21 protein-coding genes are annotated in these 19,548 nt (G+C 46.4%); 14 read left to right on the plus strand and 7 right to left on the minus strand.

Annotation, left to right across the window (positions count from 1 at the left end):
- Nucleotides 1-99 precede the first annotated feature (99 nt).
- The gene (gene lysM / locus GY683_RS04850; RefSeq protein WP_297287673.1) at nucleotides 100-585 is read left to right on the plus strand and encodes a peptidoglycan-binding protein LysM; all 486 of its coding nucleotides are present in this window, start codon (nucleotides 100-102) and stop codon (nucleotides 583-585) included.
- Between the two features lie 65 nt (nucleotides 586-650).
- Here the strand turns inward: lysM and GY683_RS04855 are convergent, their stop codons facing one another.
- The gene (locus GY683_RS04855; RefSeq protein WP_297287674.1) at nucleotides 651-1,016 is read right to left on the minus strand and encodes a hypothetical protein; all 366 of its coding nucleotides are present in this window, start codon (nucleotides 1,014-1,016) and stop codon (nucleotides 651-653) included.
- A gap of 574 nt (nucleotides 1,017-1,590) precedes the next feature.
- Between GY683_RS04855 and GY683_RS04860 the strand changes: the two genes are divergently transcribed.
- From GY683_RS04860 to GY683_RS04890, 7 genes are all read left to right on the plus strand, one after another.
- Entirely contained in the window at nucleotides 1,591-3,309 is a 1,719-nt protein-coding gene (locus tag GY683_RS04860) for an acetolactate synthase 3 large subunit (RefSeq protein ID WP_297287690.1), read from the plus strand.
- Nucleotides 3,309-3,821 carry an acetolactate synthase small subunit gene (ilvN, locus tag GY683_RS04865; RefSeq protein ID WP_297287675.1) on the plus strand — a complete coding sequence of 171 codons (513 nt, stop codon included), beginning with the start codon at nucleotides 3,309-3,311 and terminating at the stop codon, nucleotides 3,819-3,821. Before GY683_RS04860 ends, ilvN begins: the two co-directional genes overlap by 1 nt.
- A 97-nt stretch (nucleotides 3,822-3,918) precedes the next feature.
- Nucleotides 3,919-4,941: a ketol-acid reductoisomerase gene (ilvC, locus tag GY683_RS04870; RefSeq protein WP_036364200.1), complete on the plus strand. Its 1,023-nt coding sequence runs from the start codon at nucleotides 3,919-3,921 to the stop codon at nucleotides 4,939-4,941.
- A gap of 177 nt (nucleotides 4,942-5,118) precedes the next feature.
- The gene (locus GY683_RS04875) at nucleotides 5,119-5,550 is read left to right on the plus strand and encodes a hypothetical protein (RefSeq protein ID WP_297287676.1); all 432 of its coding nucleotides are present in this window, start codon (nucleotides 5,119-5,121) and stop codon (nucleotides 5,548-5,550) included.
- A gap of 319 nt (nucleotides 5,551-5,869) precedes the next feature.
- Nucleotides 5,870-6,082: a cold-shock protein gene (locus tag GY683_RS04880; protein ID WP_036364195.1), complete on the plus strand. Its 213-nt coding sequence runs from the start codon at nucleotides 5,870-5,872 to the stop codon at nucleotides 6,080-6,082.
- Between the two features lie 276 nt (nucleotides 6,083-6,358).
- Nucleotides 6,359-7,108: an electron transfer flavoprotein subunit beta/FixA family protein gene (locus tag GY683_RS04885; RefSeq protein WP_297287677.1), complete on the plus strand. Its 750-nt coding sequence runs from the start codon at nucleotides 6,359-6,361 to the stop codon at nucleotides 7,106-7,108.
- Nucleotides 7,109-7,230: 122 nt separating this feature from the next.
- The gene (locus GY683_RS04890; RefSeq protein ID WP_297287678.1) at nucleotides 7,231-8,163 is read left to right on the plus strand and encodes an FAD-binding protein; all 933 of its coding nucleotides are present in this window, start codon (nucleotides 7,231-7,233) and stop codon (nucleotides 8,161-8,163) included.
- Between the two features lie 57 nt (nucleotides 8,164-8,220).
- Here GY683_RS04890 and GY683_RS04895 read toward each other — a convergent pair whose 3' ends face one another.
- The 3 genes from GY683_RS04895 to GY683_RS04905 all read right to left on the minus strand — a co-directional run bounded on the left by GY683_RS04895 (nucleotide 8,221) and on the right by GY683_RS04905 (nucleotide 10,985).
- Nucleotides 8,221-9,087, minus strand: a complete 867-nt coding sequence (locus GY683_RS04895; protein ID WP_297287679.1) for a metallophosphoesterase — start codon at nucleotides 9,085-9,087, stop codon at nucleotides 8,221-8,223.
- 17 nt (nucleotides 9,088-9,104) lie between these two features.
- A complete protein-coding gene (locus tag GY683_RS04900; protein ID WP_297287680.1) occupies nucleotides 9,105-9,881 on the minus strand; it encodes an RNA methyltransferase in 777 nt (258 codons plus the stop codon).
- Between the two features lie 99 nt (nucleotides 9,882-9,980).
- Entirely contained in the window at nucleotides 9,981-10,985 is a 1,005-nt protein-coding gene (locus tag GY683_RS04905) for a class 1 fructose-bisphosphatase (protein WP_297287681.1), read from the minus strand.
- A gap of 202 nt (nucleotides 10,986-11,187) precedes the next feature.
- On the opposite strand from GY683_RS04905, the gene GY683_RS04910 reads away from it, so the two are divergent.
- Both GY683_RS04910 and GY683_RS04915 read left to right on the plus strand, forming a co-directional pair.
- On the plus strand, nucleotides 11,188-12,198 hold the full coding sequence (locus tag GY683_RS04910) for an aspartate carbamoyltransferase catalytic subunit (RefSeq protein ID WP_297287682.1): 1,011 nt from the start codon (nucleotides 11,188-11,190) through the stop codon (nucleotides 12,196-12,198).
- Between the two features lie 101 nt (nucleotides 12,199-12,299).
- Nucleotides 12,300-13,454 carry a dihydroorotase gene (locus GY683_RS04915; RefSeq protein ID WP_297287683.1) on the plus strand — a complete coding sequence of 385 codons (1,155 nt, stop codon included), beginning with the start codon at nucleotides 12,300-12,302 and terminating at the stop codon, nucleotides 13,452-13,454.
- A 67-nt stretch (nucleotides 13,455-13,521) separates the two neighbouring features.
- On the opposite strand, the gene GY683_RS04920 is transcribed toward GY683_RS04915, so the two are convergent.
- A complete protein-coding gene (locus tag GY683_RS04920) occupies nucleotides 13,522-15,021 on the minus strand; it encodes a YihY family inner membrane protein (RefSeq protein WP_297287684.1) in 1,500 nt (499 codons plus the stop codon).
- A gap of 176 nt (nucleotides 15,022-15,197) precedes the next feature.
- Here GY683_RS04920 and wrbA point away from each other — a divergent pair, with 176 nt between their 5' ends.
- Together wrbA and GY683_RS04930 are read left to right on the plus strand one after the other, a co-directional pair.
- A complete protein-coding gene (gene wrbA / locus GY683_RS04925; RefSeq protein WP_297287685.1) occupies nucleotides 15,198-15,794 on the plus strand; it encodes an NAD(P)H:quinone oxidoreductase in 597 nt (198 codons plus the stop codon).
- Between the two features lie 12 nt (nucleotides 15,795-15,806).
- A complete protein-coding gene (locus GY683_RS04930; protein WP_297287686.1) occupies nucleotides 15,807-16,217 on the plus strand; it encodes a hypothetical protein in 411 nt (136 codons plus the stop codon).
- Between the two features lie 66 nt (nucleotides 16,218-16,283).
- On the opposite strand, the gene GY683_RS04935 is transcribed toward GY683_RS04930, so the two are convergent.
- Nucleotides 16,284-16,988 carry a DUF3108 domain-containing protein gene (locus tag GY683_RS04935; protein WP_297287687.1) on the minus strand — a complete coding sequence of 235 codons (705 nt, stop codon included), beginning with the start codon at nucleotides 16,986-16,988 and terminating at the stop codon, nucleotides 16,284-16,286.
- Nucleotides 16,989-17,321: 333 nt separating this feature from the next.
- Here GY683_RS04935 and GY683_RS04940 point away from each other — a divergent pair, with 333 nt between their 5' ends.
- Both GY683_RS04940 and groL read left to right on the plus strand, forming a co-directional pair.
- The gene (locus GY683_RS04940; RefSeq protein WP_297287688.1) at nucleotides 17,322-17,630 is read left to right on the plus strand and encodes a co-chaperone GroES; all 309 of its coding nucleotides are present in this window, start codon (nucleotides 17,322-17,324) and stop codon (nucleotides 17,628-17,630) included.
- A 50-nt stretch (nucleotides 17,631-17,680) separates the two neighbouring features.
- Nucleotides 17,681-19,318 (plus strand): chaperonin GroEL, encoded by a 1,638-nt coding sequence (gene groL / locus GY683_RS04945; RefSeq protein ID WP_297287689.1) that lies wholly within the window; start codon nucleotides 17,681-17,683, stop codon nucleotides 19,316-19,318.
- Between the two features lie 85 nt (nucleotides 19,319-19,403).
- Here the strand turns inward: groL and GY683_RS04950 are convergent.
- The coding region (locus GY683_RS04950) for an FAD-linked oxidase C-terminal domain-containing protein (protein ID WP_297287691.1) at nucleotides 19,404-19,548 on the minus strand (145 nt) is incomplete at its 5' end.

Below are 19,548 nucleotides of genomic sequence, written 5' to 3' on the forward strand. Positions count from 1 at the left end.
TGAGCTATTTTGTATTAAGCTCATTATGATGAGTTATCCAAATAATTTGCCCGCTAAATGTTAAGTGTAGGGCAGTCAATAAACAAACAGGAGTCTATTATGAGTATTTTTAGTTTTGCCAAAGACATTGGCGATAAAATCTTCAATCGTAACAAGAAAGATGCAGCACCAGCTGCAAACACAGCAGCGCCAGCTGAGCCAACTGCACAAGAAATTGCAAACTTGCTATTGGCTCGCGTACAAGCTCAGAACGTTCAGATCAGCAATCTGTCAGTAAACTATAACAGCGATACGGACACCGTAACACTATCAGGTGCAGCCAAGACCCAAGAAGATCGCGAGCGCGCACGCTTGGCGGTGGGTAATGTCCAACACGTTGAGTCGGTTGTTGATAACATCACAGTAGAATCTCAAGAGCCTGAGTCTCGTTTCTACACCGTAAAATCAGGCGACAACCTATCAAAAATCGCCAAAGAAATGTATGGCAACGCCAATGACTACATGAAGATCTTCGATGCGAACAAGCCTATGCTTTCACATCCAGACAAAATCTATCCAGGTCAAGTATTGCGAATCCCTGCATAATCTTACCCAGATTGATTAAAAAGTTAGTTAAAAAGACCGTCATCGTGCGGTCTTTTTTTGCTGTTTTAGCTATTTTGGCAGTGGAGGTTGAGCGCATCTTGAGTTTGGTGAATGCGATGTCTAACTTCATCGGCGGTTAGTGCTTTTTGGGAGCCGTCATCGCTAATCTCGTGGACGTCGCCACCCGCGCTTAAGGCTGACAGATTATCTCGTAGAATTTGGCATTGTTTTTGCCTTGTGGCGTCTATTGGTGGCGCTGCCGATTTGGGTTGATAAAAATTAAGCGTCGTGTGGCTGCCCTGAGGTGGCAACTGGCTATAACGCGGCTCGCCATATTTACCGGTACTTTGATAAACAGTGACAGCTTGAGCATTGGCTGATGCCATCATCAGCGCGATAGACGATAGGATGTAATGAAGGGATGTTCGCATGAGTGTCATCATTAGGATTTGGAGTATTGTAGCATTGATGCGATCAGAATGTTGGGATTTGACGGGTTATTTCATGGTTAAAGATTGGCAAGATGATAAATTACAAAAAATCCGAACATATGTGCAAAATGGGCTTGGCAAAAGGTGGCTTTTGGGTTAATATAGTCGCGTAGTATTTTTGATAACTAATTTCGTATTTATTCATACTTATCATAAAAATTAGTTATAAATGAATTTAAAGTCGGCGTGATTTTTATCCAAAATTGCGTTTGTCAGATTAAATTTAACAAATTACCGTTTGTTCATGCTGATCTGACATTGCTTTAGACTTATCGGTCTGCAAGACGAACACCCTGTCAATACTCTTTTGTCTTTGTCGGTTCATCCTTGCGCCTGTCTTTTGTCTATAGCAACTTTATTGTGTTTGTTTAATTTACCCATCTGGGAAAAAGGATTGACAATGACAGAGCAAACCACCCAAGCCCCCAACATGACGGGCCATACTCAGACGGCAGACGCCGCCAAACATTTCCGTGAAAATCAAGAAAAATTTGCCCGTGGCGAAGCCGTTGCCATGAGTGGGGCAGAGCTGCTTGTGCAGGCCTTAGTTGATGAAGGTGTAACCCACATCTTTGGTTATCCTGGCGGTGCGGTGCTGCATATCTATGACGCCCTATTTAAGCAAGATAAAATTGAGCATATCCTAGTCCGCCACGAGCAGGCAGCAGGTCATATGGCGGATGCTTATAGCCGTGTTACAGGACGTACAGGTGTGGTACTCGCCACATCAGGGCCGGGCGTTACCAACACTGTAACCGCCATCGCCACAGCATTCATGGATTCTATTCCTATGGTGGTGCTTGCAGGGCAGGTACCAAGCACCTTGATTGGCGATGATGCATTCCAAGAGTGCGACATGATCGGTATCTCTCGCCCAGTGGTCAAGCACAGCTTCCAAGTACGTAACCCTGCTGACATTCCTGAAATCATCAAAAAAGCTTTCTTTATCGCAAGCTCAGGCCGTCCTGGCCCTGTGGTGGTGGACATTCCTAAAGACATGACAAACCCTGCCGATAAATTTGACTATGTCATGCCAAGTGAGATTAACATTCGCTCATATCAGCCGACTTCTAAGGGGCATGGCGGCCAAATCAAAAAAGCTCTAGATGTACTATTGTCTGCCAAGCGCCCAGTGCTATATTCTGGCGGCGGTGTGGTACAAGGCAATGCCAGCGATGAGCTGCGTGAACTTGCCAATCTACTAAAGCTACCTGTTACCAACACACTAATGGGGCTTGGAGCATATCCTGCCACTGGTGATCAGTTCGTTGGCATGCTGGGTATGCACGGCACTTATGAAGCCAACATGACTATGCACCATGCGGACGTTATCCTAGCGGTGGGGGCAAGATTTGATGACCGTGTCACCAACAATGTCAAAAAATTCTGCCCAAACGCCACCATTATCCACATTGACATTGACCCAACGTCTATCTCAAAAACCATTAGCGCCCATATCCCTATCGTGGGTGATGTCAAGCCTGTCTTGACCGAAATGGTAAGCATTGTCAAATCCAGCGACAAACGCCTAGACGAACACGCCCTTGCCGACTGGTGGACACAAATCAACGAATGGCGTAAACGTCATGGTCTGCGTTATGGCGATGATACGGACGCACCTGTTCATGCGATTATGCCCCAACGTGTCGTTGAAACGCTGTGCAAACTCACAGATGGTAAAGCAATTATCACGTCTGATGTCGGTCAGCACCAAATGTTCGCTGCTTTATATTATAAATATGACGAGCCACGCCAATGGCTAAACTCTGGCGGACTTGGTACGATGGGCGTGGGTTTGCCCTATGCCATGGCGGCAAAACTTGCCTGCCCTGAAAAAACGGTGGTCTGTATCACAGGCGAAGGCTCTATTCAGATGAATATCCAAGAGCTATCAACGTGCTTGCAGTATAATTTGCCGGTTAAGATTTTAAACTTAAACAACGCCCAGCTTGGCATGGTAAAACAGTGGCAAGACATGCTGTACGAAGGTCGCCATGCTCAAAGCTATATGAAATCCTTGCCTGATTTTGTCAAACTTGCCGAAAGCTATGGGCATAAAGGCGTGAAAATCACCAATCCTGCTACTATGGAAGAGGAGCTAAAAGAAGCCCTAGAAATGGACGGTTTGGTATTTATTGATGTGTATGTGGACAGAAGTGAGCACGTCTATCCCATGCAAGTGGCAGGGCAGTCCATGCGTGATATGTGGTTATCAAAAGGGGAGCGTACCTAATGGCACAGTTACAAAAACATCTGATTTCGGTACTGATGGAAAACGAAGCGGGCTCGCTGTCTCGTGTGGTGGGGCTATTTAGTCAGCGTGGCTACAACATTGATACGCTAAACGTCGCCGCTACCGAAGACCCCACGTTATCACGGCTTACCCTAACTACGATTACCACGGCTGATAAGATTGAGCAGATTACCAAACAACTTCATAAACTCATTGAAGTAGTCAAAGTCCAAAACCTATCGGAAGTCTCTGGCGGTAGTCAGATTGAGCGAGAACTCATGCTCATCAAAGTGCGAGCGACAGGGGCGTATCGTGAAGAAGTCTATCGCACGGCGGACATATTCCGCGCCCAAATCGTGGACGTATCGGCAAATCTTTATACCATTCTTATCACAGGCGATGCAGGTAAGCTGGATGGTTTTATTGATGTCATCGGGCGCGATAGAATCCTAGAAGTAGTACGCAGTGGCGTGATTGGTATCGCGCGAGGCGAACGCACGCTGGCAGTGTGATTTTAAAGTTATTTTTATTAATTAAGTGGGTGCATCATACGCCCACAAAACATAATCCAACCCAACGCCATTTATGGCAATTTTTAAGGAAACTCGTATGAGCTTAAATATTTTTTATGACAAAGATTGTGATCTATCAATCATCCAAGGCAAAAAAGTTGCCATCATCGGCTACGGCTCACAAGGTCATGCCCACGCCCTAAACCTAAAAGACAGCGGTGTTGATGTGACTGTAGGTCTGCGTGCCGGCTCTGCATCTTGGAAAAAAGCTGAAAATTCAGGTCTAAAAGTCGCTGAAACTAGCGATGCGGTAAAAGGCGCTGATCTGGTAATGATCCTAACGCCTGATGAATTCCAAAAGCAGCTATACGCAGAAGTGATCGAGCCAAACATCAAGCAAGGTGCGACGCTTGCTTTCGCTCATGGTTTTGCCATCCATTACAACCAAGTTGTGCCACGTGCTGACCTTGACGTGATCATGGTTGCACCAAAAGCACCAGGCCACACTGTGCGTTCTGAATTCGTGAATGGCGGCGGTATTCCTGATCTAATCGCTGTCTACCAAGACGCATCAGGTCAAGCCAAGCAAGTAGCGCTATCTTACGCATCAGGCGTGGGCGGTGGTCGCTCTGGCATCATCGAGACGACATTCAAAGACGAAACTGAAACTGACTTGTTCGGTGAGCAAGCTGTTCTATGCGGTGGCGCGGTTGAGCTTGTTAAAATGGGCTTTGAGACCCTAGTAGAAGCAGGCTATGCACCTGAAATGGCGTATTTTGAGTGCTTGCACGAGCTTAAGCTGATCGTTGATTTGATGTATCAAGGCGGCATCGCTGACATGAACTACTCAATCTCGAATAACGCTGAATACGGCGAATACGTGACCGGTCTTGAAGTGATCAATGATCAATCCCGCGCGGCCATGCGCAACGCGCTAAAACGCATCCAATCAGGTGAATACGCGAAAATGTTCATCTCTGAAGGTCAGTTGAACTACCCATCAATGACCGCTCGTCGTCGTCAAACTGCTGAGCACGAAATCGAAAAAACTGGTGCAAAACTACGTGCCATGATGCCTTGGATTACCGAGAGCAAAATCATCGACAAAGAGAAAAATTAATTTTCTTTTTAAAGATAAAAACAGCTGTCCTTTTGGGCGGCTGTTTTGTTTGGGTGTTTGTTTGTGGTTTCAATCATTTTCTAAAAAAAACCCAAATAAGCACATAAAAATCAAATCTGGTGTACAATAGCTGCCTATCTCATTAAACTTCATCTGAAAATACAAAATAAGCGAAACATGGTTGATATTAATTTTACGAATATTTTGAGTGCTTTGTCAGAATTTGAGACTTTGTATATTGTGGCGAGCTACATCATCGCCGTTTTCATTTGGCTTGAATCAACTTGGGTGCTGAATAATGACGGTAAGCTCCCTGAGTCCAATATCTTTGCGGTGGTCAGTCTTGCGACCTCATCATGGCTTGTGGTGTCTGGGCTTGCGCTGTTTTTCTTGGAGTTTAATGGGCTTTCGATGAGCGTGCCTGTGGCTTATGGGATCTATTCATTGATGGGGTGGATTTATGGCGCACGTTTGATCTCCACTAAGGACATCGATGATCCAAAGGACATCGTACTACCTGCAAAGTATCTAAATTTTTGTCGTTCTTTTGCTCTTGTCTTTGCGTTACTGTGCGGCTTTGTGCTTGCCAAGCCATATTTACCCATTTAATTGCCTTGGTTACAAATAAATCTCCAATGTGCCAAAATAATCCCCCTTTTGTGGCTAAAGTCTGTTATACTGGCATACATGGTATTTATGTACCAGTAGTAAGTTTTTGCAAGACGCCTCTGGGCGAGTGTTAAAACGACTTTGAAACTTGCGGACAAGTGGGTTTTAGGGCGTATTTGAACTATCTTTGAACGTTGTTTATTGTATTGGTTGAAATTTAGACGTCTTTTTACATTAAGACTTATTTTGCACGTTTTGGCAACATAAATATTTTAAACAGGCAATTTTGCCATTTTTTCGATCATACAGGAATTTTCCCATGTCAAACAAAGTTCAAGGCACTGTTAAGTGGTTCAACGAAGCTAAAGGTTTTGGTTTCATCGCTCAAGACAACGGCGGTCAAGACGTATTCGCTCACTACAGCGCAATCACCGGTTCTGGCTTCAAAACCTTAGCTGAAGGTCAAAAAGTATCTTTCATCCTAGGCGAAGGCAAAAAAGGTCCACAAGCTGAAGAAATCGAAGCGCTTTAATTCACAGAATTAAGCCTATGATTAAAAACACTGCTTATCCAGCGGTGTTTTTTATTACCAAAACAAAAAAGTGACTGATGATTCACAAAAATGATTTGACCCAATCGGGTGATTTTTCTGATAATCAAAATACCAGGAACACCAAAGTACAGGAACACCAAAGTACAGGAACACCAAAGTAATTGGTGCGAAGCCTTTATTTGCAAATTGATATTTACAAATCTGCCTGCAAATGATATAAAGAAGGGCGTATCCATAACAAATCACGGAGCTATCATGAAAGTATTAGTAGCGGTAAAGCGCGTTGTTGACCATAATGTAAAAGTTCGCGTTAAAGCGGATGAGTCGGGTGTGGAATTGACTAACGCCAAAATGAGCGTAAACCCATTTTGTGAAATCGCCATTGAAGAAGCGGTTCGTCTAAAAGAAAAAGGTGTGGCTACCGAGGTTGTGGCGGTATCTATCGGCACAGCACAAGCTGCAGAGCAGATCCGTTCGGCGTTAGCATTGGGCGCTGATCGCGGCATTCTGGTAGAGACTGATGAGAGGCCTTATCCGCTACAAGTCGCCAAGATTCTAAAAGGCGTGGCTGAAGCAGAGGGTGCACAGCTGATTCTATTGGGTAAGCAAGCCATCGATGATGACAATAACCAAACAGGTCAGATGCTATCGGCGCTAATGAATGCGTCACAAGGTACGTTTGCGTCCGAAGTTGTGGTGAGCGGCGATAAAGTACAAGTAACCCGTGAGATCGATGGTGGCTTGCAGACGGTTGAATTGGTACTGCCTGCAATCATTACGACTGACCTACGTCTGAACGAGCCTCGTTTTCCGAAACTACCGAACATCATGGCAGCCAAGAAGAAGCCATTGGACAATAAGACGCCAGCTGATTTTGGCGTGGACATGACGTCCAAGCTAACTACACTGAAAGTCAAAGCGCCAGCTGAGCGTGGTGCGGGCGTGAAAGTGGGTAGCGTTGATGAGCTAATCGATAAGCTTCGTAACGAAGCGAAGGTAATCTAATGCCAAAGCATGGCTTGTGCATCTAAGTTCTGATAAATTAACCATCTTGATTGTCAGAGTCTCACAAGTCAGCAATCAACTTTGACAAAATTGTATTATAAAATTGCTAAAAGGATAAAACCATGACCGTACTAGTTTATGCTGAACATGATAATACCGAATTAAAATCTGCTACTTTATCAACCATTACTGCCGCTACCAAGATTGATAGTGATGTGCATGTATTGGTGGCAGGCGCCAATGCCCAAGCTGTCGCGGACAGTGCAGCTCAAGTAGCAGGCGTGAGCAAGGTTTTGCTTGCTGATAATGCTGCCTTCGCCAATCAGTTGGCAGAGAACGTTGCGCCATTGGTTGTTGAGTTGGCGGGTGGCTATACACACATCATCGCCCCTGCGACCACCACCGGCAAGAACTTCTTGCCACGTGTGGCAGCGCTGCTAGATGTCAGCATGGTATCTGACATCACGGCTGTGATTGATGCGAAGACCTTTGAGCGTCCGATCTACGCAGGTAATGCGATCGCAACTGTTCAGACTTCTGAAGATAAAGTTGTGCTTAGCGTGCGTGGTACTGCTTTTGATGCAGCAGCGACGACTGGCGGCAGCGCAGCGGTTGAGAGCGTAAGCGCAGGCGGTGACGCAGGTAAATCAACCTTCGTTAAAGAAGAGCTGGCCAAGTCAGACCGTCCAGAGCTGACATCTGCTAATATTGTCGTCTCTGGTGGCCGTGCATTGGCAAGTGGTGAGAACTTCATCAAATACATCGAGCCTTTGGCGGACAAACTGGGTGCAGCTGTGGGTGCTAGCCGGGCAGCTGTGGATGCAGGCTTTGTACCGAATGACCTACAGGTTGGTCAGACTGGTAAAATCGTCGCGCCAAGCTTATATATCGCAGCAGGTATCTCAGGCGCGATTCAACATCTGGCGGGCATGAAAGACTCTAAGACCATCGTTGCTATTAATAACGACCCAGAAGCGCCAATCGCTCAAGTGGCCGATTATTTCCTAGAAGCGGACATCTTCACGGCATTGCCAGAGCTGACTGCAAAACTATGATGGACATTGAGCATCTGAATAAAAATCCCCATAACTCAATGGGGATTTTTATTTAACCTAACCGTTGGGAATGGTTAAGAATACCAACTCTGGACGATTAAATATTCTGGGTATGAAGCGTGTGGATTCCTTGGCCAGTCCACGACTGACGATGAATTGAGTGTGATGACTGTGTGACTTTTGATTATTAAAATGGTAGCTTCCTCCAGCATATTTTGGAAATAATCCTTGATCTGGGGCAAACAATCCATTGAGTATGTGGGGAATGCGCCATTGGCCACCGTGTGCATGCCCACTGACGACAAAGTCAAAAGGGTACTGCAGATAATCGTCAATATGTTCTGGTCGGTGAGTAAGTAGGATATTAATGTGATCTGAGCTGGCAAGTTTTCCAACTGTGTGTAAGTCTTGATTGAATTTATCGACAAAAACTGGATCGGACACACCGTGAATGTGAATGTTGCTTGGTTTGCCGTCAATCGATAAGACGGCACTTTCGCCGTGTAAAATCTTAATGCCGTAGCTTTTGATTTTATCTTCTATTTTGGCATACTCACTGGCGGATAAATACAGCTCGTGATTGCCATTGACATAGTATACATTTGGCGTAATGCTGGTGAGCTGGCGAAGTAGTACATCGGTGTTTGTTGGTGGTAAATCATCATCATAAATGTCGCCACCTAACAAAATCATATCGGGACGACGATTCTTCAAAGGGGTGATGATTTCTTTTTGATCATCCCCATAAAAACAGCCATGTAGGTCAGTGATGATGGCTACGGTAACTGAATGTTGAGCTTTGACATGGTTGGCAGTGTAGTCTTGGTTGATGAGTCTGTCATCAATGGCAATGAGTGTGATGGCGGTCAATGATGCTAAGATGGCGAGCATCATTAAGATTTTGTGTACTGACAAATGTTTCATGATGGACAATCCAATGTTTAGTTAAACTGACGCTGACGCAACATCTCATAAAAACATATTGAACCTGCCACACCAACATTCAGACTCTCTTGACCATTTGGCTGGGGTAGGGCAATCGGTATGGCTTTTTGTAAAAAAACATCAGACACCCCCTGTCCTTCATGCCCCAATACCCAAGCGATGTGTGATGTCAAATCGTGATTGTAGATGATTTTATCGGTATGACTACTAGTGGCATACATGGGGGTTTCGACTTGATTTAAAATGTCATCAATATCAATGTGCTCATGAATGTCTAAGGCGAAGTTTGCCCCCATGCCAGCACGCAAACATTTAGGCGACCACAGATGGGCGGTGGCAGGCGTGGTGATGATGGTGGTGATTCCGACTGCTGATGCGGTGCGTAGGAGCGTGCCGATGTTGCCAGCGTCTTGTAAGCCGTCTAAAATCAGGCAGTCGCCCACCACATCGCCAAGTGTAGGTGTGGGCGTGTCAATAATTGCCATGATGTCCACACCATCCCCGAGCGTGCGAATGTCTTTATACAGGGCATTGCTTGTGATGATGATGTCTTTTTTGGCGATGTTAGCGAGCAGTGGGGCGACTTCATCATTCTTAAAGGTAGATTCTGACAAAATAACCTTGTGGGGCGTTAAACCCTGCTTTAAAAATGCGTCCAACAAATGCACGCCTTCAATGACCGTCTGTCCGCTTTTTTTGCGGGTGCGGTGGTGGGTTAGTAGGGCATGGGCGTGTTTGATGGTGGAGTTGTCTTTTGAGGTGATTAGGTTCATGGTTGGATAATATTATTTATTTTAAATAAAAATGAGAAAAATCTAATTTTGTCATGATAGGTTAAAAAACCGCCAAATTGACGGTTTTTTATTCTTTTATTAAGTCTTATCCCCATTCGCCAAGATTCCTGCTTTTTCATGCAAGGCTTTAACGTAGGTCACTTCTTCTTTTGCGCCCAATACCACAGGCACACGTTGGTGAATTTCGCTTGGGGTAATTTCCATGATGCGCTGTACGCCGTCTGTGCTGGCGCCGCCAGTTTGCTCGATGATAAAGCTCATCGGATTGGCTTCGTACATCAGACGAAGTTTGCCCGCCTTGCCCGCGATTTTGGTGTCAAACGGATACATAAACACCCCGCCACGAATCAAAATACGGTGCACGTCTGCAATCATCGCTGCCACCCAGCGCATGTTGTAGTCTTTGGCTCGTACGCCTGTGTCGCCTTGGGTTAGCTCTTCAATGTATGTCTGAATCGGTTCAAGCCAGTAACGGCGATTCGAGGCGTTGATGGCATATTCAGCGGTGGTTTCGCCGATGCGCACGTTATCATTGATCAGGATATAGGTCTGTGTCATGGGATCAAAGCTAAACATGGCAACGCCCTTGCCAAAGGTAACCGCAAGCATGGTGGATGTGCCATAGATGAAGTAGCCGGCCGCGACTTGGTTTTCACCTTTTTGCAGGAAATCGGCTTCGGTGGCTTTTTGACCTTGACTGTGATAAGGCAAAATAGAAAAAATCGTCCCCACTGTCATGTTGATGTCAATGTTAGATGAGCCGTCAAGCGGGTCAAAGGTAACCAGCAGCGTGCCGTCATCATTGGCAGGGCTGATCTCGTCAAGCTCTTCTGAGGCGACGCCTGCGCAGTTGGGGTTATGGATTAGGGCGTTTAGCAGTAGGTCGTTAGAGATGACGTCCAGCTTTTTTTGGGCTTCGCCTTGTACGTTTTGACCGCCTGCCTCGCCATGAATGCCTGCCAATGCCCCCTTGTCAAGCAGATGGCTGATTGCCACGCTGGCGGTAGCAAGTGTCGTCATGGTGCTGGCAAGAGCAGGCGTGGTGTGCGATTCTAGGTATTGGGCTAGGGTGGTCTGTGACATGATTTTTCCTTAATAATGATGATAAATATGATGCAAAATATTCTATCATGAAACGCCCCAAATTTCATGTTGCAAATGAGCAATATTTGAATGCTAAGTAAGATTGATTCGTGAAATTTACATTGCTGTTTGGGATGGAATTTTGATAAAATAACTTAATTTGTTTTTAATTCGCCAAAGACCACGCACCTAAGGAAAATCCATGACTGACATCACCGCCCGCCTAAACCAAACCCTTGCCCGTCCACAGCTTACCCCCAATGACGACACCGCCATTCGCCATTTTATCGGCGTGGAGGGGCTGACACGCCCACAACTTGAAGGGATTATTGGTAAGGCGATGAGCTATTTTGATGATAATGGACGGCTTATTAACACTGACGAGCTGTCGGGCAAGACGGTGATGAATCTGTTTTTTGAAAATTCCACTCGCACCCGCACGACCTTTGAGGCGGCTCAAAAACGCCTTGGGGCGAACGTGCTAAATCTTGACATCGCCAAATCCTCCACTTCCAAAGGCGAGACTTTGCGTGATACGCTGTGGAACTTGGAGGCGATGAGTGCTGATATGTTTGTGGTGCGTCATTCATCAAGTGGGGCGGCTCATTTTATGGCAACCGAAGTTACCCCCAATGTCGCAATCATCAACGCAGGGGACGGCTGGCATGCCCACCCCACCCAAGCCATGCTGGATATGCTGACGATTTACCGTGAGGCGGATAAGCCCTTTGATGAGCTGTCCGTGGCGATTGTTGGCGACATCAAGCATAGCCGTGTGGCTCGCTCAGATATTTCGGCTTTGACGACTTTGGGGGTGCGTGATATTCGTGTGATTGCACCTAAGACCCTTTTGCCAAAAGGTATTGAGCGGTATAACGTCTCGGTATTTGAGAGTATTGATAAAGGCGTGGCGGACGCTGATGTGATTATCGGCTTGCGTATCCAAAATGAGCGTATCGGCTCGCCCCTGTTGCCGTCCACGTCTGAGTATTACAAGATGTATGGCATTACCGAGGCTCGTGTTGCTCTTGCCAAACCAAATGCTCTGGTCATGCACCCTGGCCCCATGAACCGTGGCGTGGAGATAGCGTCTGGCGTGGCGGACGGCAGTCAATCGGTGATTTTAAAGCAGGTCAATAACGGCATTGCGGTGCGTATGGCGGTCATGGCAATGGCAATGGCGGGGCAGGAATTGGTGAGAGCTGCCAGCTAACCGTTCATAGAATAGCTACCCTGAATGGACTTTAGTTGGATGGTGTAGCTATATTTTAGAATTTAAAATATATTGGCGAGATTTAAAAATTAGGAAAAAACATGAAAAACCTACTTCCCCCCACTTGGCAATCGCCAAACCTAGATAATGTTCCGACAGACGGCAAATGGCTGATACCGTCCATTGTGGATTTGTGCGGACGTTTGCGTGAACCAGGGCATCAGTCGCATGGCACGTTGGCAAGCGAAGGTAACTCGGCTCGCATGAACGGCATTTTGCACGTTGTCTTACCGCCTGACACCAGCCCTGTGTTAGAAAATGGCTCATTGCTCAAGGGCTTAAAACAAAAAGCATGGGTGGACGGGGGTATTCATCTGCACATTTTGGGGGCATTGACCGCAGGGCTTGACGGCAAACAACCTGCCAACCTTGCAGGGCTAAAACAAGGCGGTGCGATTGGCGTAACCAATGCAACCAAAGGCTTTGAAAATGACCTAGTCATGCTCCGTACGCTAGAATATGCGTCCACCTTTGACTTGAAAGTGTTTTTTTATCCTGACGAGCCGAGCCTATCAGCAGGGGGCGTGGCTCATGATGGCTATATTGCATCTTTTCATGGCTTGCAGGGCATTCCGTGGCTTGCCGAGACCATTGCCCTATCTAAGCAAATCCTGATGGTAGAAGAAACAGGATTGTCCGCTCATTTTAGCCAAATCACCTGCCGTACGTCTGTGGAGCTGATTCGCTGGGCAAAACAAAAGGGCTTGCCGATTACCTGTGATGTCGCCATGCACCAGTTACACCTGACCGATGACGACATTGAAGGATATAACGCCCATGCTTTTGTCCTGCCCCCACTTCGCTCCAATACCGACCAACAAGCCCTTATCAAGGGACTGCAAGACGGCACGATTGATGCGATTTGCTCGCATCATGAGCCACTATCAAGCAGTAGCAAACAAGCCCCCTTTGCCGAGAGTACGGCAGGGATTAGTAACTTTGATACTTTTGTGTCATTGGGTTGTAAGCTCGTGGCGGACGGTATTTTGACCGCCGAACAGCTTGTGGAGAAAATCTGCACCAACCCTGCTAAAATCGCAGGGATTACAGATTATGAAACCATTGGCGGGGTGGTGCTGATTGACCCCAATCAGTCATGGACGGTAGGTAAAGACACCATGCTGTCAGCAGGCAAAAACACGCCATTTTTGGGGCAGGTATTGACGGGTAAGGTAGAGCAGGTATTTTTTGACTGAATCCTACCTAATCATAATAAAGCCCGCCAATTATTTAGGCGGGTTTTGTTATTAGGACATGTATTATTTATTTTAGACCGTCTTTGACGTCATTGGCGACTTTCTTGCTTTTGCCAAACAGATGGTAAGCTTTTTTGAGTAGGCGAATGACTTGGGTCAGGCGACTTTCTGTGAAGGCTGCTTTGCCATCTGGGATGATGACCGATTCGCCATTTTCATTAATTTCACGGCGGGCGGTTTCTTTGAACCCATCCACATCGCTCTTATCTTTGGCGTCTTCATCGGTGATGCGTACGATTTCTTCTTTTTTGCGGACGGGTGCGCTGTCAAACAGTTCAGACATTTGCATGTCAAGTTCACCTTTGGCAGTATGTTCGATCTTGGTAAGGTTCTTGTAGATTTCAACGAACCAAGGGTCGTAGTCTGCTGCTTTTAGGGCATCAAGCTCGTCTTTGATGGGGAGTGGGTAGGGCAGGGTTTTGTAGAACTGCCACAGGCTCATGCTGCTAAGATCTGTCTGCAGTAGGTATTCATCATCTTTGGTGCGGGTGATGAGCTTGGCATCGATCAGCTGATCAAGGTAGAGACTCCATTTTGGCAGCTCTTTACGTCCTAGCACCTGACGAAGGTCGTGTTCGCTGACGGTTTTGCCTTCTTGGTAGCGCTTATAGGTTAGGTTAAGCATGTCAAGCAGGCTTAATAATGGATGACGTACAGGCACTTCTTTGGTGTCAAAAATCGTCAGCGTGTAGCTAATCTCCACGCCTAGCAGAATGATGTTCCAAGACAAGAAAATCCATAATAGAAAAATAGGCAAGGCGGCAAACGCACCATAAATCGCTTCATAGCTGGTGAAGTTAGACATGACGGAGCCAAATATCGCCTTTAGAATTTCAAATAAAATGGCAGAGACTACACCTGCGATGGCGGCATTCTTAAAGGGTACTTGAACTTTTGGGATGAACCAATACATCCCAATAAAGCCCGTAATCGTAAACAGCACAGAAATCACATACGCCCAGATCGACCAATCAATCCCATAACCTGCAATCTGACGGTTCAAAAAATCCACACTCTGAATTGCGCTCGATGCACCGAACGCCACGCCAAGAACGATGGGTCCTAGCGTGATCAGTGCCCAATAACGAATGATGCTAGAAGCACCACCGGAGCGTTCTTTGACACGCCAGATTTTATTAAATGCGGTCTCGATGGTCATCAAGGTCATCATCGTAGTGACGAATAAACCGATCACACCCACCACGCCAAGGTTGCTGGATTTTTGGGCGAAGCTGTCAAAATATTGGCTGATTTGCTCGCTTGATGACGGCATGAGGTTGTTGTAGATGACCGACTGTAACTGTTCGCGCATGTCAGACAGCGCAGGTACGCTAGAGAACACCACCAAGATCACAGTCAAGATCGGCACTAAGGACAGTAATGTGGTGTAGGTTAGGCTGGCGGCTTTTTGTTGGCATTCATCTTCAATAAAGTGACGCACCAAAAGGCGTAAATACATGAACCATCCATGATGGGAAAAAGGTAATTTATTTAAAAAATTCGTCATAATCTAAGCTAATTATCCAATAAAATTCATGAACCTTAGTGTAACAAATATCACGCATTTTTAAAGTGTTTTTGGCGAAAAAATAGATAAAATTAAGCAAGTGTAAAAATTTGATGCGTGGATTTTGCTAAAATTAAGCTATAATGTTCAAGATTAGATAACCCAAAAGACAAGCTATGACCGATTTATACATCCTGGTGTTATACGACACCAATCACAACCGCACCAAAGAACTCGCCTATGCCATCGCAGAGGGGGTGATGAATACAGGCGCGGCGGTTAAGATACGCCGCGTGCCTAAGGTATCAAGCGTCACCGAACAGGTTGCATCTGTCATTCCGGATGAGGGTGATTTATATTGTACGGCTGAGGAACTGTCGAGCTGTGCAGGTTTGGCGGTTGGTAGCCCGACGCATTTTGGTAACATGTCTGCCAGCATGAAGTATTTTTGGGATAATACGGTGACGTCGTGGTTGGCGGGTGATCTGCAGGGTAAGCCTGCTTGTGTGTTCACCAGCAGCGGCACCATGCACGGAGGCAATGAGGCGACCTTATTAACCATGATGATGCCACTTCTGCATCATGGCATGATCCTGGTGGGTCTGCCTTATGCGCACGCGGAACTTAATCGCACCAATCGCGGCGGCACGCCTTATGGGGTGAGTAGTGTTGCAGGCGCGACGCATGAATTTGCCATGACGGCAGATGAGCGAGCGCTTGCCATCGCTCAGGGTGTACGCCTTGCCAATATCGTCAAAAAATTAGCCAATTAATAAAACACACTCATGAAAAAACCATTTGTTCAAAAACCCATCCAGCCGATCCATCAACGCCTAAAGCTGTGCTGGTGGCTATGGGTGGTGCTTGCCATCATCATTTACCCGCTGTCTATCATGATGCTAACAGATGCCAATGTGATCAATGGCGTGGTTGTGCAGATTCTGGCGATGCTGCCTGCGCTATTATTTACACCTGCCATCATCCGCGGTAATTCGCCTTATGTGCTGATTTTTGCCAGTATTGTCACGTTGGTATATCTGGGCGTGGCAGGCGTGCTTGCGCTGATTCGCTATTATGAAGGGGTGGGCGCTGGCATCTGGGCGATGCGATTGGTGGAGTTTATTGTCTTATTATTTATCAATTATTATCTGTTCATTCTACTAAAACGCCTACCGCCGATGCACAAACAATCTTAGGTAGGCATTACATAAAAACACCAGGGCGATAACCCTGCTGTTTTTATTATGAGCCAATCTGTCGAATTAGTTCGCTTTCGTCAGCTCCATAGAGATGGTCTTACCGTCATTAGTCTGGCTGACTTTGACGGGTAGGTAGTTTAGACTAGGCGCTAACCAAAAGCTTGTCGCACGACCACGATCGTCATGCACTCGGTCAATACGAACCACGTCATAGGTGCCTGCAGGGACGGTCAGCTTGCTCGTGCCTGAGCGTTTGAATTTGGCAGTATCGATGCTGGTTTTGCGCACCAGATGGTAGTTGCCAGAGAATCTGCCGTTAATCAATTCTTGGCGGATTTGAGCTTCTAGGCTTAGATCATCATAGGCCTGAGAGCTCATTTTTAGGGTGGTCGATTTGCCTTTATAGGTTGATACAGCTGTCTTGGCAGAGTTATTAAATTTGATGCTGTGTGTGTTGCCCACGCCAAACAGACGCACAGACATCGATGAGCTTGATGGTAGAATTCTACCGCCCGACAGGCTAAACTTAGACGACTGATCGACGCTTGCGATACGAGCTGCCGATGCCTTGACGGTGTAGTTGTAGCTATTGCCCGACTTGGTTAGGGTGCGAGTCGCTGTGCCTGATCTGCCATCTGCCTTCACGGCGTAGGTGGCGCTATAGCCTGGTAGATCGGCTGCTTGTGCGCTGGTGCCGATGAGTGCGCCTGCTGCCAATAGGCTGGCACCGATGGCGATTTTGGTTTTATTGATCATTGTTGTGTTCATTGTAGTACCTTTATAAATTTAACAAGTTGATGTGCCTATAATGGATAAATTTTGTTACATTTTCAAGGCTTTGAACGCGTTTGTTTGTTGGCTTTGGGTTAAGATTGGGGTAAATACGTAAATTTTTGCGGATTATTTTTCCCTAAAATCACCCCTTTGCCATCACAATATCAAAAGATTGCCCAATTATGATGGAATTTACCGCAGTTTTTATAAAATTTTTGATGATTTATGGCGAATTATCTTGAAAAATTTTCTCATGAACACCATTTTTAAGCGTGAGCCTGTTAAAGGCTAGTTTTATATATTAATTAACGTAACACGGAGAAATTTATGTCAATTCGTCCTCTACATGATCGTATTGTGGTACGTCGTACCGAAGAAGAACAAAAAACCGCAGGCGGAATCCTGCTGCCAGGCTCTGCCCAAGAAAAACCACAACAAGGCGAGGTCATTGCTGTGGGCAAGGGTCAGCTTGTGGATAATTCCATAAACAGTATGTTTACAAATGGCTTGCGTCCTTTAGATGTCAAAGTCGGCGACAAGGTACTGTTTGGTCAGTACGCAGGTCAGACTGTCAAGATTGATGGCGAAGAGCTCTTAATCATGAAAGAATCTGACGTATTGGGTGTATTGGAATAAGCCAGACCCATCCTAAATTACATTAAATCATATTAAAAGAGAGAATAAACATGGCAAAAGACGTAAGTTTTGGCACAACTGCCCGTGAAAAAATGATTGACGGTGTCAATATCCTAGCAGACGCTGTCAAAGTTACCCTAGGACCAAAAGGTCGTAACGTGGTGATTGACAAGTCTTTTGGGGCACCAACCATTACCAAAGACGGTGTGAGCGTGGCAAAAGAGATTGAGCTTGAAGACAAATTTGAAAATATGGGAGCTCAGCTTGTCCGTGAAGTAGCTTCAAAAACCAATGACGTGGCAGGGGACGGCACCACCACCGCCACTGTACTTGCCCAAGCTATCCTAACCGAGGGCATGAAAACTGTCGCTGCTGGCATGAACCCCATGGATTTAAAACGTGGCATTGACAAGGCGACCCGTGTTGCCGTTGAGCAAATCCACGCCCTATCTACCCCTGCCGATGACTTTAAAGCGATTGCTCAAGTGGGTTCAATTTCAGCCAACTCTGATACTAAGATTGGCGAGCTAATCTCAGAGGCCATGAAAACCGTGGGCAAGCAAGGCGTGATTACCGTGGAAGAAGGCTCTGGCTTTGAAGACACCCTAGAAGTGGTTGAGGGTATGCAGTTTGACCGTGGCTATATCAGCCCATACTTTGCCAATAAGCAAGACAGCTTGACTTGTGAATTTGACAATCCTTTTATCCTACTTGTGGACAAAAAGATTGCCAATATCCGTGAGATTGTGCCACTGCTAGAACAAGTCATGCAAACGAGCCGTCCGCTACTTATCATCGCCGAAGACGTAGAAAATGAAGCGTTGGCGACTTTGGTGGTAAATAACTTGCGTGGCGGTCTAAAAACCTGTGCCGTTAAAGCCCCTGGTTTTGGCGACAGACGTAAAGCCATGCTCCAAGACATTGCCATTTTGACAGGTGGTATCGTGATTTCAGAAGAAGTGGGCCTGTCTCTTGAAACTGCCACGCTTGAACACCTAGGCACAGCTAAGAAAACCACCGTTGGCAAAGAAAACACCGTGATTGTGGACGGAGCAGGCGACAAGGCTCAAATTGACAGCCGTGTTGAATCTATCAAACGTCAAATCGAAGAATCCACGTCTGACTACGACAAAGAAAAACTGCAAGAACGTGTTGCAAAACTCTCTGGCGGTGTGGCGGTCATCAAAGTCGGTGCTGCCACCGAAACCGAAATGAAAGAGAAAAAAGACCGTGTTGATGACGCTCTACACGCCACCCGTGCGGCGGTAGAAGAAGGTATCGTACCAGGGGGCGGTGTTGCCCTAGTGCGTGCGTTGTCTGCATTGGCTGAACTCAAAGGCGACAATGACGACCAAAACGCAGGCATCAATATCCTACGCCGTGCCATGGAAGCCCCACTTCGCCAAATCGTAACCAATGCTGGCGATGAAGCGTCTGTGATTGTCAATGAAGTCAAAAACGGCTCTGGCAACTACGGCTACAACGCTGCCACAGGTCAGTATGGCGATATGCTAGAAATGGGTATCCTTGACCCTGCCAAGGTAACTCGCTCTGCCCTAGAACACGCCGCCAGCGTGGCAGGACTGATGCTCACCACCGAAGTGATGATTACCGACAAACCTGCCCCAGAAGCCCCTAATATGGGTGCTGGCATGGGCGGTATGGGTGGCATGGGCGGAATGATGTAATCGCCTAGCTACTGGTTATCCAAAAAAATCCTGTCGTTATGGCAGGATTTTTTATTAAGATGAATTTATGATAATGAGGTTAAGATTAATCCATATCAAAGACCTTGCCACGGTTCATAATCCCATTAGGGTCAAATACCGCCTTGACTGCTTTCATGTACTCAATCTCCACAGGCGAGCGGGTATAGTCTAGGTACGGCTTTTTGGTCATGCCCACACCATGCTCAGCA

Source organism: Moraxella sp. (assembly GCF_024227015.1).
Taxonomy (GTDB): Bacteria; Pseudomonadota; Gammaproteobacteria; order Pseudomonadales; family Moraxellaceae; genus Moraxella.

Coding starts and splice junctions, on each gene's coding strand:
- ilvN (WP_297287675.1), top strand. CDS start 3,309: ATGGCACAGTTACAAAAACATCTGATTTCGGTACTGATGGAAAACGAA.
- GY683_RS04895 (WP_297287679.1), bottom strand. CDS start 9,087: ATGAAACATTTGTCAGTACACAAAATCTTAATGATGCTCGCCATCTTA.
- GY683_RS04920 (WP_297287684.1), bottom strand. CDS start 15,021: ATGACGAATTTTTTAAATAAATTACCTTTTTCCCATCATGGATGGTTC.
- GY683_RS04885 (WP_297287677.1), top strand. CDS start 6,359: ATGAAAGTATTAGTAGCGGTAAAGCGCGTTGTTGACCATAATGTAAAA.
- GY683_RS04910 (WP_297287682.1), top strand. CDS start 11,188: ATGACTGACATCACCGCCCGCCTAAACCAAACCCTTGCCCGTCCACAG.
- GY683_RS04935 (WP_297287687.1), bottom strand. CDS start 16,988: ATGAACACAACAATGATCAATAAAACCAAAATCGCCATCGGTGCCAGC.
- GY683_RS04905 (WP_297287681.1), bottom strand. CDS start 10,985: ATGTCACAGACCACCCTAGCCCAATACCTAGAATCGCACACCACGCCT.
- GY683_RS04880 (WP_036364195.1), top strand. CDS start 5,870: ATGTCAAACAAAGTTCAAGGCACTGTTAAGTGGTTCAACGAAGCTAAA.
- ilvC (WP_036364200.1), top strand. CDS start 3,919: ATGAGCTTAAATATTTTTTATGACAAAGATTGTGATCTATCAATCATC.
- wrbA (WP_297287685.1), top strand. CDS start 15,198: ATGACCGATTTATACATCCTGGTGTTATACGACACCAATCACAACCGC.
- GY683_RS04890 (WP_297287678.1), top strand. CDS start 7,231: ATGACCGTACTAGTTTATGCTGAACATGATAATACCGAATTAAAATCT.
- GY683_RS04940 (WP_297287688.1), top strand. CDS start 17,322: ATGTCAATTCGTCCTCTACATGATCGTATTGTGGTACGTCGTACCGAA.
- groL (WP_297287689.1), top strand. CDS start 17,681: ATGGCAAAAGACGTAAGTTTTGGCACAACTGCCCGTGAAAAAATGATT.
- GY683_RS04900 (WP_297287680.1), bottom strand. CDS start 9,881: ATGAACCTAATCACCTCAAAAGACAACTCCACCATCAAACACGCCCAT.
- GY683_RS04855 (WP_297287674.1), bottom strand. CDS start 1,016: ATGCGAACATCCCTTCATTACATCCTATCGTCTATCGCGCTGATGATG.
- lysM (WP_297287673.1), top strand. CDS start 100: ATGAGTATTTTTAGTTTTGCCAAAGACATTGGCGATAAAATCTTCAAT.
- GY683_RS04930 (WP_297287686.1), top strand. CDS start 15,807: ATGAAAAAACCATTTGTTCAAAAACCCATCCAGCCGATCCATCAACGC.
- GY683_RS04915 (WP_297287683.1), top strand. CDS start 12,300: ATGAAAAACCTACTTCCCCCCACTTGGCAATCGCCAAACCTAGATAAT.
- GY683_RS04860 (WP_297287690.1), top strand. CDS start 1,591: ATGAGTGGGGCAGAGCTGCTTGTGCAGGCCTTAGTTGATGAAGGTGTA.
- GY683_RS04875 (WP_297287676.1), top strand. CDS start 5,119: ATGGTTGATATTAATTTTACGAATATTTTGAGTGCTTTGTCAGAATTT.